Origin of the sequence: Flavobacterium sp. (assembly GCF_027490375.1) — a bacterium.
In the GTDB taxonomy this organism is placed as follows: Bacteria; Bacteroidota; Bacteroidia; order Flavobacteriales; family Flavobacteriaceae; genus Flavobacterium.
Genome location: NZ_JAIXYH010000001.1, coordinates 1 through 12,811, shown reverse-complemented (window position 1 = coordinate 12,811; position 12,811 = coordinate 1). Strand labels below are relative to the sequence as shown.

The following is a 12,811-nucleotide window of genomic DNA, read 5'->3' as shown; positions in this document are numbered from 1 at the left end:
ATGCCAAGTGAAAAGTAGTGTACATGACTGTTAACTAGGTTATAATTACCCAAAGATAAAAGAATAAAAGCAGCTTTGATAACAAACCTGAACTCGAATTAAAATCATATCGCTGGTGCCGAATTTAAACTCAGCGAAGCAACGCGTTCTTAAGAAGAAGTAACGTGCCGCCAAAAATTTCCTCACTTTAAGCCCCAAAAAAATTTCCAAATCGCTAACTCAAAAAATTATTTGTAACGCTTTTTCGGAAACGATACCCGCAGCCCGGATAGAGGCGGCATCCTTTTTATGGAGCGAAGCGGAATAAAAAGATACAGCCGAAAGCCGGAAATGCTGCCCAAATTAGCAAGAAATTTTTGCCTTAAACAACCTGCGTTGCGCAAAGTTGGTCGTTATTTGAACAGTAGTTGGCCCGACAAATCGTATTTATCATTTCCTGCAACCCGTATTTTTACTCTTTAATCTGCTTCAACGACGTTTTAATTCCTTTTATTAACGAAGAGCTAAAACCTTCGTGCTCCATTTCGTTTAATCCCACTATCGTGCAGCCTTGTGGTGTAGTTACTCGATCAATGAGTTGTTCCGGATGTACTTTTTCTTGCATCAATAATTCGGCTGCGCCTTTAACCGTTTGCGCTGCAATAGCTAAAGCTGTTTGTGCGTCGAAGCCAATTTCAATGCCGGCTTGCATCGATGCTCGGATGTAGCGCAAGGCATAAGCTGTACCGCAAGCGCCAAGAACTGTAGCTGCATCCATCAATTTTTCCTCAATTTTTGGAGCTGTTCCTAAAGCACTAAACAATTCACTCACCGCATTTGCTGCTTCGCACGCCGGTTCTCCTGCTGCGATACACGTAGCCGACGCATTGAATTGTGCGGCTATATTCGGCATGATACGAACCACGTTTTTAGTATTCTGCGTAAGCGCCTGCAATCGTTCTAAAGACAAACCACTTACCGCACTGGCAATAATGGTATTTGTCGAAAAAGGCATAAGATTTTCAATGACAGCCTCTGCCTGATGCGGCTTTATAGTAAGAATGATTAAATCGGCTGAAGTAGCAAATTGCTTGGAATCTGTAGCTGTTGCTATACCGCGATCGTGTAAATACGCAATCTTAGCTATGTCTCGGCGTGTAACCGTAATGGCGTGTGTTGGATAGGCATTTCGTAAACCAATGGCAATGGCCGTACCCAGATTTCCGCCGCCAACAATTAAAATATTCATACGCATGGGTTTTTCCCAAAAGTAATCGATTCAGCGTCAGAAGCCAAGTATCAGTTTCGCAATCGTGAAATAAATCATGATGCCGCAAATGTCGTTGCTTGTAGTGATAAACGGACCTGTAGCCAATGCGGGGTCGATACCCGCTTTGTTCAACAACAACGGCACAAACGTACCGATAAGTGAAGCAATCACGATTACCGAAACCAGTGCAATGGTAACAATCATTCCGATAACCGAATCGACACCAAGCAAAAAGTGTGTTCCAAGCAGCAAAACACCCGCGAGAATTAAACCGTTAAGTAAGCTCAACGAAATTTCTTTAAGCAACCGATTAAACAACGAACCACTCAACGTATCGTTTGCCAAACCTTGAACAATAATTGCCGACGATTGTACGCCTACATTTCCGGCCATCGCGGCAATTAATGGTGTGAAGAAGAAAAGGGTGCCGTGTTCTTTCATTGCTCCTTCAAACAGCCCCAAAACATGTACCGTGATAAACCCTCCTAATAATGCCAAAACCAACCAAGGTAAACGCGCTTTGGTGAGTTCCCATACGCTGTCGTCGGCTTCAACGTCTTGCGAGATACCGGCTGCCAACTGGTAATCTTTGTCGGCTTCATCCTTAATTACGTCTACGATATCGTCGATGGTAATCCGACCTACCAAGCGTCCCAATTCATCAATTACGGGTATGGCTTCTAAGTCGTATTTCTGCATGATACGTGCCACTTCAACATCGGGTGTGTCTACTTTCACAAAATTCAATTTGCTGATGTACACGTCGCTAATTGGTGTTTTGGTTGAGGTGGTGAGCAAATCTTTTAGGGAGAGGCGTCCTTTTAAACGGTCTTCGTCATCAACCACATAAATCGAGTGTACACGCGAAATGTTTTCAGCTTGAATGCGCATTTGTTTCACGCAAGTAAGCACATTCCAGTTTTCGTTGACTTTCACCAACTCTTTGTGCATGATACCACCGGCGGTATTTTCGTCGTAACGGAGCAGTTCTACAATGTCTTTAGCGTGCTCAACGTCTTGTAATTCGGAGATTACCTCTTCTTTTTTGCTTTGCGAAAGCTCGGCAATAATGTCGGCGGCGTCGTTGGTTTCGAGTTCGTCGAGCTCTTCGGCGATTTCCTTAGGCGAAAGTCGGTTAAGAATGTTTTCCCGAAGATCGTCTTCGAGTTCTAGAAGGATTTCGGCTGTTTTTTCGGAATCTAAAACGCGGAAAATATAAGTAGCTTGCTCAAAATCGAGTTCGTCGAGAATTTCGGCAATATCGGCATGGTGCAATTCATTTAAAATAGACTCGAGTTCCGAATCTTGGCGGGTTTCAATGAGTTGCTCAAAGCGCGATATTAAATCTTTACTGATTTTGAATTCCATCGTTTCCTATTTTTTGGCAGAGTTCGATAAATTCGCCGACCGACAGTTGCTCCGGACGCTTGTCAAAGATACTATCTAATCGTAAACCGTCCGACAAAGCGAGCGATTTTAAACTATTTCTTAATGTTTTGCGTCGCTGGCCAAAAGCTGTTTTCACTACCGTAAAAAACAATTTTTCGTTGCAAGGAAGCGTATAATTTTCTTTTCGAGTGAGTTTCAAAACACCGCTTTTTACTTTTGGTGGCGGATTGAATACGTTTTCGGAAACGGTAAATAGGTATTTGGCATCGTAAAAAGCTTGCACGAGTACCGATAAAATGCCGTAAGTTTTTGATCCTTCGCTTTCGCAGATGCGTTCGGCAACTTCTTTTTGAAACATTCCGGAGAATTCTGGAACAAATTGTCGGATTTCTAACATTTTGAAAACAATTTGAGAAGAAATGTTGTACGGAAAGTTCCCAATGATGGCAAAGGCTTGGCGATCGAAAAATGTGGTGATGTCTGTTTTGAGAAAATCTGCCGACAGAATTCGGTTTTCCAGTTCGGGATAATGTGTTTTTAAATACGCAACCGATTCGGTATCGATTTCAATGACCGAAGTTTTAAAGCCTTCGTTTTTAAGGAGGTATTTCGTTAGAACACCCATTCCTGGACCAATTTCAAGTACGTTATCGTAACCGGTTCCGCTAAGGGTTTCGGCAATTTTCTGAGCTACATTCTCATCGGTAAGAAAGTGCTGTCCGAGGTGTTTTTTAGCGGATACTTTTTGCATGAAACGGATTTAGGTATTTTGGTAAAAGTCTTCTACAACTTGAAGTTCGGTGCGAAATGCGAGCATTTTATCACCAAAGAGTTTTAGTCCGTCTTGGCGCAAGCGCGGCGCATCGTGGCGGTAATAGCTTTCCAAATCGCTGCGGTTTTGGGCTGTGTACAAGACGGCATAGGTGGTTGCGCCTTCGGGTTCTTCTACTAAAACCTTCACCAAACGAGCCGATATAAACTTTCCTGTTGCCAAAACTTCAGGAATATGTGTTTCTTTCATCCAGCGCAGCCACTGGTCGTGAATGGATTTATCCACGTTGCAGGTTACATTATAAATAATCATGTATTAAAGATTTTTATCGCCACGGAGTAAACGGTAGCGCTTCCGAGCATCCACAAAAAAGATGGAGTCGGGATGATTGAAAATAACCTTTTCGTAAAAACTTTTCGCCTTTTCGGCATCAGCCAAACGTTCTTCGTAAATCAGTCCCGAAGCATACAAAGCTTCATCGAGATAAACGCTTTCCGGAAAATTCGAAATAATGGTCGAATAGTAGGTTAACGCATCGTTATATGCGCCGGTTTCGTTGAAGTAATTGCCAAGACGAATGTTTGTAACGTCGAGTATTTCCTGTGTTTTGTTGTTTTTCAATAAACTTTGAAGAATCTCAAGTGCCAACGTATTTTTTCTGCGATACAGGAAAAAATCGGCTTTAGCTAATTGCTTTAAGTCGGTTTGTGTAGAATCGGCTACGGTATTGTCGCTGATCAGCAAAAACATTTCCAGCGCGTCGTTGGCGATGAGTTGCGTAGAAGCCGATTTTAGTGCTTTGAATTGTTGTTGCGCCCACGTAAAATCGCCTTGATAGTAGCTGGTTTTAGCCGCTTTTAAATTGGCTTCGTGTCCGATGGCGTCGTTTTTAAAATCTTCCGAAACTTGCGCGTAATAGAGTAAGGCTTGGTTAAACTTCTCGTCGAAAAGTAAAATGTCGGCCATATTCATCTTAACTTCTGCGATTTCCGTGCGATTAAGCGGCATTTTCAAAGCATCTTTCAAAATTTGAATACCCATATTCGGATTTTCTTTATTGAATGCTTCGAAATTTGCTTGGATGAGCAACAACGGATAAACTATGGCGCTTCTTCCAAACTCTGCATATAAAGCAGCGAAATTGGCATCGATTGCCGGATAATCGGCTGGTTTCGCTCTGTTGATTGTATCTGAAAGCAAAAACGTCTTGGCATCAATAATTAAATCAACGTCGGTTGTGTTGGCAAGTACAAATTCGTACACACCTTTTGCGGTTTCTACATCATCATCTTCATAAGCTAAATTTGCCAAATTGAGGATGTTGTAAAACACGTCTGGATTTCTTTTGAAAATCGCTTTTTGCTGAACAAATGCCTTGTCGTATTCTTTAAGTTGAATGTAAAACCAGCTTAAGAATTCGTTCCAGAAAACGTCTGGATCTTTTTGCGAACGCTGAATGAGTGCTTTCCGCAAGGCAGCTGTAAAGGTTTCATCTCCTTTATCTTCACCCATCATAAACCGACTGAGTTGCATTTGTATGCTAATTTGCATCGTCGGATTTTTCTTCGCTTCATCAAGAAATTTCTCGATCATTAGATCGGTTTTTCCTTGCTGTCCGTAGATAACTGCGATTTGGAAATTAAAGTTTAAGCGCGGATCGGCTGTTGTAGCCAATTCATATACTTGTAGTGCGTAGTCGAGCAGCACATATTTTTCGAAACTGTTGGCAACAGCGTAAACTTGAACCGGATTTTTGCGAACTTCTTCAACGGCTAATTGGTAATTCTCTTTTGCTTTTGCCTCTTCTTTTTTGGCCGCGTAGAGGTAGCCTAAATCTACGTAAAGGTTAGGTTGTTTGTAGCGTTGCAAGCGTTCTTTCAGTAGTGTTTCGGCTTTGTCGAATTGCTTAAGTTGCTGTAAGCTTTCGATCAGGCGTGCAAAATGTCCGTTATGACCCGGATTTTTCGCGAACAATTCTTCGTAGCTGAGTACGGCTTTTTCGAAATCGCCTTTTTCGAAATACTGCGCGGCAATCTGTTCGTTTTGTGCAAACGAAGTCAGCGAAATAAGACAAAGCAGTATCCAAAAATGTTTTTTCATAATGCGTTCTAAAAAGCTAACGAAACTGCCGGCAAAACCGTATGTGTACTTACGAAATAATGTCGAATCCGGTGTATTTGCGAAGCACTTCTGGAATTACGATCCCGTTGGGTGTTTGGTAATTCTCCAAAATTCCTGCCAAAACACGTGGCAACGCTAACGAAGATCCGTTTAGTGTGTGCGCTAAATGATTTTTTCCGTCTTCGTCGCGGTAACGCAATTTCAAACGGTTTGATTGGAAGGTTTCGAAATTGGAAACCGAACTGATTTCCAACCAACGACCTTGCGCGGTGGAATATACTTCAAAATCGTAGGTCATGGCAGAGGCAAACCCCATGTCGCCGCCGCACAAGCGCAAAATTCGGTAAGGCAATTTTAACTCTTCTAAAATTTCTTTCACATGTTCAACCATGCCTTCCAAAGCAGCGTACGAGTTTTCGGGTTTTTCAATACGCACAATTTCAACTTTATCGAATTGGTGCAAACGATTTAAACCGCGAACGTGCGCACCCCAAGAACCGGCCTCACGACGGAAACAAGGCGTATATCCGGTGGCTAGAACGGGAAGTTCGTTGCTTTTGAGAATAACATCGCGAAAGATGTTTGTTACCGGAACTTCGGCCGTTGGAATGAGGTATAAGTCGTCTTTAACGGCATGATACATTTGACCTTCTTTGTCGGGAAGTTGCCCAGTACCGTACGCCGACGCTTCGTTCACCAAATGTGGAACCTGAAATTCTTGGTAACCCGCATCGATGTTTTTATCGAGGAAGTAACTGATCAATGCGCGTTGCAATTTGGCACCTTTTCCTTTATAAATCGGGAAACCTGGACCTGTAATTTTGGTTCCGAGTTCGAAGTCGATGATGTCGTATTTTTTGATTAAATCCCAGTGTGGAACCGCATCGGCACTCAGTTCAGGGATGATCCCCGAGGTGAAAACCACTTCATTATCGTCGGCACTTTTTCCTGGAACTACTTTATCGGCAGGCGTGTTGGGCAAGCTGTAAAGCAGTGGCAAGAGCGCAGCTTGCAACTCGTCGAGTTTCTCATACAGTTTTTTGCTCTCTTCTTTGAGGTGAGCTGTTTTTTCTTTGAGAATTTGCGCTTTGGCGTTTTCGCCCGACTTCATCAAATTTCCTATATCTTTTGCAAGGGCATTGGCCTGTGTAAGCACCTCGTCGAGCGCTAATTGCGTAGCCTTTCTGTTGTCGTCGAGTGCTAATATTTCTTCAACTGTTTTCGTGGCATCGATATTTCGTTTGGCCAAGGCAGCAAGCACTTTGGATGTATTTTCGCGGATGTAAGTTGTTTGTAGCATTTGAAAAAATTGTAAAGCGTGCAAATTTAACTAAAAAGCCGTGTGTATGGTTGGTAAACTGCGTGCAAAAGTGTTCGTTTTGAATGAACGGCGGTCTTGTTTTTTGTTTTGAATGAATTGGAAATCGATGCTTTTTGTTGCTTGATGGCGGAATTTTTACTCAATTATTTAATAATTAGTTACTTAACCAATCTAATTCGATTTACTTTTTTTAGAATTTTGGATGTCTTTTCGTGTTACGAGTTTGATTGCCTGATTTGTGTTTTTCGTTTGGTTTTTGAGATCGAGCTGAAAAATTGGAAAGACGGTTGGCGCTTCAAACGCATTTTCTTTGGTGAAAACTTTGAATTTTGAGCAGGGGTATATTATATACTGGGAAGTACCACCCCCGCCCCGTAGTGCGAAGTTACAAAACAAATTTTCCTACCATTACGGGTTTTCCGTAAATTTTTTAGGAAGTATTAAGTATAAAGATGGGAGTATTAAGACTTTGCGACGATCGCCACTGAACGTTTCGTTTTGCCCAACCGAACCCACGTATCGTCGGAGCCTGAGCTTGTCGAAGGCTGAGTAGAAAGACTTTTTTGTATTAAGATTGGAGTATTAAGACTTTGCGACGATCGCCACTGAACGTTTCGCTTTGCCCAACCGAACCCACGTATCGTCGGCGCCTGAACTTGTCGACGGCAACCTGTCGGAGGCAGCATTGTGTACATTGTGAAAAACTTCGTGAAACACTGTGCTCCCTTAATCTTTTCATCTCGAAATTTCGAAATCTCAAAATCTTTCTAGATATGCGGGTTTTCCGTAAAATTTATTTCCGGGGATTTCGTGCGTGGGAATCGCTCCCCATCCCACCCGCCCCCATCGAGGCGAAGTTTTGAAAAAAAATCGACATACCATTACGGGGTTTCCGTAAATTTTTGGGTTTTTCGGGAAAGAAAATCGGTTCGGATTTTTTACTTACGGATTTTTCGCCTTAGGGATTGGAGCAGAAATGAGCTGCCGTTGCCCGCGTAAGCGCAAGCTGGTTTTACGGCGACCAGCGGAAGCCGAAAAAGTAGCAATTGCGGTAGTGGGCAACCAAGCGAATTGCCGCGAAAGCCCGGCGCACCTTAGCGACGGCCGAGGCAACGAGGCAACGCAATCAAGAAGCGCAAGGCCCACAAACAAACAATGAACTTTGGACCTATACCTCTGATAAATAGTGTGTACGCAACGGATATACTTCTTTGTTATCTTTGGGAAAATTTTTTCTCATGAAGAAGCTGCTTTTTTGCGCGCTGATCTCCACTTTTGGCGCGTGGGCACAACACGGAATTGACTTTGAAATTTCGGACGCTGAAGCGCGTGCGGCTCAGAGTTTACTGTCGTTTCAAGCAAACAGTAACACCACGAATTACGACGTGAAGCATCAAACGTTGAATTTCACCGTAGATCCAGCGCAGTATTTTATTAGCGGCGTGGTGACAACCGATTTTGTTCCAACAACTACTTTAACGCAAATGACTTTTGATTTGTCGAACCAATTAACTGTTTCGCAAGTCACTTCAGGAAATGTTTCTTTAAACTTTACGCAGAATTTTAACGACGAACTTGTAATTACTTTTCCGACGGCACTTCCAGCAGGCGTGCAAAATAGCGTTACTGTAACGTACAGCGGTCAGCCTGCAACCGGCGAAGAAGCTTTTACGATTGATACGCACAACGGCGTTCCGGTACTGTGGACGCTTTCGCAACCTTACGGCGCCCGCGATTGGTGGCCGTGTAAGCAAGATTTAAATGATAAAATTGACTCTATAGATATTTATCTGAACACACCATCGCAGTATGTGGCTGTTGCTAATGGCTTGCAGGAATCGGTTGTTGTTACCGGAAACACCAAAACGACGCATTTTTCGCATAACTTTCCGATTCCGGCCTACTTAATTGCTATTGCCGTAACAAACTATTCGGTTTTTAACCAAACGGCAGGGACTCCGCCAAACGATTTTCCGATTGTAAATTATGTGTATCCGGAAAGTTTAAGTACCGCGCAACAACAGCTTGCACTTACATTGCCCATCATGAGTATGTTTGAAGATTTGTTTCAGACGTATCCGTACCACACTGAAAAATACGGACACGCACAATTTGGTTGGGGCGGCGGCATGGAGCACACAACCGTTTCGTTTATGGGTAATTTTAGTCGCGGATTAATTGCTCACGAACTAGCACATCAGTGGTTTGGAAATAAAGTTACTTGCGGCAGTTGGCAAGACATTTGGTTAAATGAAGGATTCGCAACGTATTTGTCGGCTATGGTTATCGAGGCTTTTGATGGCGATGCCGCTTTTGTTGAGCACAAAACAGCGCTAACAAACTGGATTACCTCGGTAGCCGGTGGTGCGGTTTACTTAACGCCGTCTGAAACGAATAGTGTAAATCGAATTTTTAGCAACCGTTTAAGTTACAGCAAAGGCGCCATGGTTTTGCATATGTTGCGTTACAAGTTGGGCGACAGTGTTTTTATCCAAGCGTTACGAAATTTCTTGAATGATCCCGCTTTGGCATTTAATTATGCCGTGACTTCACAGTTTCAGGACATTTGCGAAACAACTTCGGGAACCGATTTACAAGAGTTTTTTAACGACTGGATTTACAATCAAGGATATCCAAGCTATTCGGTTGCGGTAACGTATTTGGGCAACAATCAGGCGAAAATTATTCTGAACCAAACCCAGTCACATCCGTCGGTTAGCTTTTTCGAAATGCCTGTGGAAATAGGTTTGTTTAGCAGCTCGGGCGAACAACAAATTGTACGTGTAGAACACACAAGCAACGGACAAGAATTTATTGTTCCGGTAGACTTTCCTGTGGTTGACGTGAGTTTTGACCCGAACCGCAATATCATCAGCCGAAACAATTCCATTACTCTAGGAACCGACAGTTTTCTGCTCAACCAAGTAGCTTTAGCGCCAAATCCGGCAACCGATTTTATGTCGGTTTCTATTCCTGAAGGATTGCAAATCGGCGAAATGGCTATTTACGACATACAAGGGAGATTAGTTGCCAATCCGCAAAATGCAGCACGTATCGATGTGCAAGCCTTAGCGTACGGCACGTATGTGTTAAAACTGCACTCTAATTCGGGCTCGTCGGCGTCGTTTCAATTCATTAAGAACTAGCCGAAACCAGATTTAGCAGTCGGATTTCATCGGTATTTAGATTAATATCGGCAACAGCGAGCAATTCATTAAGCTGCATTACCGATGTTGCACTGGCAATAGGTGCCAAAATGGTTTCTTGTTTGAGTAACCACGCCAATGCGATAGCTGCAGGTGTTACATTATGTGCGGCCGACAATGCATCGAGCGCACTTAAAATACGCATGCCGCGTTCGTTGAAATGGTTGGCAAAACGGCCGCCGCGGATACTTTTCTGAAGGTCGGCTGTACTGCGGTATTTGCCCGTTAAAAATCCGCTTTCCAAACTAAAATACGGAATGACTGCGAGCTGGAGTTCGGCACAGGTGTTTTGGAGTTCGCCCTCAAATTTTTCGCGCGTATACAAATTGTAGTACGGTTGTAAAGTTCGGTACGGCTGTAGTTGTTGCGATCGAGCAATTTCAGAGGCTTCTTGTAGTCGATCTGCAGTAAAATTTGATGCGCCGATGTAACGAATTTTTCCGGCTTGAATAAGTTCGTCGTACGCGCGAAGTGTCTCGTCTTGCGCAGTTTCGGGATCGTCTTGATGACTTTGAAACAGATCGATGTAATCGGTTTTTAAGTTTCGCAACGATTGTTCCACAGCCGATTTCAAATACGCGGCTTTCAAACCTACTTTTCCTTCGCCCATATCCATTCCGGCTTTCGTAGCAATGATGATTTTGTCGCGATTTTTAACGTCGGACAGCCATTTACCAATGATTTTTTCCGATTCGCCACCTACATTTCCCGGCGCCCAACGCGAGTAGATGTCGGCCGTATCAATCATATTAAAACCCTTGTCGATAAAGGCGTTGAGAAGTTGAAAGGAGGTTTTCTCATCGATGGTCCAGCCAAAAACATTGCCGCCAAAAATGAGCGGTGCCGTTTTAAGTTCGGTGTTGGGAACAGATTTAAATTTGAGCATGAGCATTCAGAATTGAGTGAGCCTTGCGAAATTAACAAACTTTTACCGACTGCCGTTGTGCTTGCAGTTTTACTGCTGCATCAAAAAGATTACATTTGCGGCTCATTTAGAAGAAGATTCATGGAAATTGCTGTCAAATTTGGTCAGTTTTTGTTAAGTCTGTCGCTGCTCATCGTTTTGCATGAGTTGGGACATTTTATTCCGGCCAAGATTTTTAAGACGAAGGTTGAGAAGTTTTATCTGTTTTTCGACGCGAAGTTCTCGTTATTTAAGAAAAAGATAGGCGAAACCGTTTACGGAATTGGCTGGTTGCCGTTGGGTGGTTACGTGAAAATTGCCGGTATGATCGACGAATCGATGGATACCGAAACGATGAAGCAAGAACCACAGCCGTGGGAGTTCCGTTCGAAACCGGCTTGGCAACGACTCATAATCATGTTAGGAGGCGTAACGGTAAACTTTATTTTGGCTTTCCTTATTTACATTGGAATGGCTTACGCTTATGGCGATTATTACGTCAAAAACAGCGAAGTAAAAGACGGCGTTTGGGTTCAAAATCCGGTTGTGGAAAAAGCGGGAATTCTAACGGGCGACAAGATTCTCAGTATAGATAATAAGAAAGTAGACAAGTTTAGTTCGGCAATCATGTCTGATTTATTGATGGCAAAAACGGTCGAAATCGAACGTAACGGAACACCACAAACCATCACATTGCCGCAGAACTTTATTGGTCAGTTTATCGATGAAGATAAGCGCAATGCTATTTCCTTAAGAATACCCTTTGCAGTTCGTGGCTTAGCCGACGATTCGAAGAATAAAGACATCTTGAAGGCAAAAGACATTGTTGTTGAATTGAACGGACAACCCGTTAAATATTTCGATCAAGCGCCAAAAATTTTGGAAGCGAACAAAGGGAAGTCGATTCCAGGCGTTGTTTTACGCGATAATAAACGCGTTCCGGTGCAACTAAACGTAAATGCCGACGGAAAATTGGGGGCTGCTTTAGGAGCTGTTCAAGAGGATAATCTAGAGCGTTTAGGTTACTATAAATTCAGCAGAGTGTCGTATGGCTTTTTTGAGTCGATTCCGGTTGGGATCGATAAAGGAGTCGAGCAGTTGGCGGGATACGGCCGGCAGCTGAAAGCGATTTTTACGCCAAGTACAGGCGCTGCGAAGGGCGTAGGGGGCTTTTATGCCATTTTTAATATATTCCCAGAAGAGTGGAGCTGGCAAGTATTTTGGGCCATCACCGCAATGTTGTCGATTGTTTTAGGAGTCATGAATTTATTGCCGATTCCGGCGCTCGATGGCGGGCATGTGATGTTTTTGTTGTACGAGATGATCAGCGGCAGAAAACCGAGCGATAAATTTTTGGAGCGGGCACAAATGGTAGGCTTTTTCTTACTGATTGGTTTAGTGCTTTTTGCGAACGGCAACGACATTTACAAGCTATTTTTTAAGTAAAAAATGCACTTTATTTCTCAATTTTATTTTGTAGAATAAAAACAATAGCTATATTTGCACCGCTTTAATCGCAACCGCGTTAGGCAAGACATAAAAATATTTTCCTCCTTAGCTCAGTTGGTTAGAGCATCTGACTGTTAATCAGAGGGTCCTTGGTTCGAGCCCAAGAGGGGGAGCGGAAATCCTGATCAGAAATGATCGGGATTTTTTGTTTTAGTGCCATGGCATATTTAGTTTACATATTACATTCGGAAAAGCTCAAGAAATTTTATGTTGGTTTTACCGGGCTCACATTAATTTTCTGGGGAGAATGCTTAGTTTCGTATAAAAAAAGTTGTGGATTTTTCGATATTGAGTTCATTTTTACCATTTGGTTTATTGGCGCATTTTGATGTTGTAGATT

The 12,811-nt window shown here is 42.9% G+C and carries 9 protein-coding genes and 1 tRNA gene; 3 read left to right on the top strand and 7 right to left on the bottom strand.

Annotation, left to right across the window (positions count from 1 at the left end):
- Positions 1 to 451: 451 nt before the first annotated feature.
- From proC to serS, 6 genes are read right to left on the bottom strand one after another with little or no spacing between them, the layout of a single operon-like run.
- Positions 452 to 1,228 (bottom strand): pyrroline-5-carboxylate reductase, encoded by a 777-nt coding sequence (gene proC / locus Q0064_RS00050; RefSeq protein ID WP_298142408.1) that lies wholly within the window; start codon positions 1,226 to 1,228, stop codon positions 452 to 454.
- Positions 1,229 to 1,264: 36 nt separating this feature from the next.
- Positions 1,265 to 2,617, bottom strand: a complete 1,353-nt coding sequence (mgtE, locus tag Q0064_RS00045) for a magnesium transporter (RefSeq protein WP_298142405.1) — start codon at positions 2,615 to 2,617, stop codon at positions 1,265 to 1,267.
- Positions 2,598 to 3,389: a 16S rRNA (adenine(1518)-N(6)/adenine(1519)-N(6))-dimethyltransferase RsmA gene (gene rsmA / locus Q0064_RS00040; RefSeq protein WP_298142403.1), complete on the bottom strand. Its 792-nt coding sequence runs from the start codon at positions 3,387 to 3,389 to the stop codon at positions 2,598 to 2,600. The genes mgtE and rsmA overlap by 20 nt, the downstream gene beginning before the upstream one ends.
- A 9-nt stretch (positions 3,390 to 3,398) precedes the next feature.
- On the bottom strand, positions 3,399 to 3,722 hold the full coding sequence (locus tag Q0064_RS00035; protein ID WP_298142399.1) for a DUF4286 family protein: 324 nt from the start codon (positions 3,720 to 3,722) through the stop codon (positions 3,399 to 3,401).
- A gap of 3 nt (positions 3,723 to 3,725) precedes the next feature.
- Positions 3,726 to 5,510 (bottom strand): tetratricopeptide repeat protein, encoded by a 1,785-nt coding sequence (locus Q0064_RS00030; protein WP_298142396.1) that lies wholly within the window; start codon positions 5,508 to 5,510, stop codon positions 3,726 to 3,728.
- A 49-nt stretch (positions 5,511 to 5,559) separates the two neighbouring features.
- A complete protein-coding gene (serS, locus tag Q0064_RS00025; RefSeq protein WP_298142394.1) occupies positions 5,560 to 6,831 on the bottom strand; it encodes a serine--tRNA ligase in 1,272 nt (423 codons plus the stop codon).
- A 1,259-nt stretch (positions 6,832 to 8,090) separates the two neighbouring features.
- On the opposite strand from serS, the gene Q0064_RS00020 reads away from it, so the two are divergent.
- Positions 8,091 to 9,998 carry a M1 family aminopeptidase gene (locus Q0064_RS00020; protein WP_298142392.1) on the top strand — a complete coding sequence of 636 codons (1,908 nt, stop codon included), beginning with the start codon at positions 8,091 to 8,093 and terminating at the stop codon, positions 9,996 to 9,998.
- Here Q0064_RS00020 and Q0064_RS00015 read toward each other — a convergent pair.
- Positions 9,988 to 10,944 (bottom strand): aldo/keto reductase, encoded by a 957-nt coding sequence (locus tag Q0064_RS00015; protein WP_298142389.1) that lies wholly within the window; start codon positions 10,942 to 10,944, stop codon positions 9,988 to 9,990. The two genes, Q0064_RS00020 and Q0064_RS00015, sit on opposite strands and share 11 nt — an antisense overlap.
- Positions 10,945 to 11,064: 120 nt before the next feature.
- Here Q0064_RS00015 and rseP point away from each other — a divergent pair, with 120 nt between their 5' ends.
- On the top strand, positions 11,065 to 12,408 hold the full coding sequence (gene rseP / locus Q0064_RS00010) for an RIP metalloprotease RseP (RefSeq protein WP_298142386.1): 1,344 nt from the start codon (positions 11,065 to 11,067) through the stop codon (positions 12,406 to 12,408).
- Between the two features lie 102 nt (positions 12,409 to 12,510).
- Positions 12,511 to 12,584 (top strand) — tRNA-Asn (locus tag Q0064_RS00005).
- Positions 12,585 to 12,811: the final 227 nt, after the last annotated feature.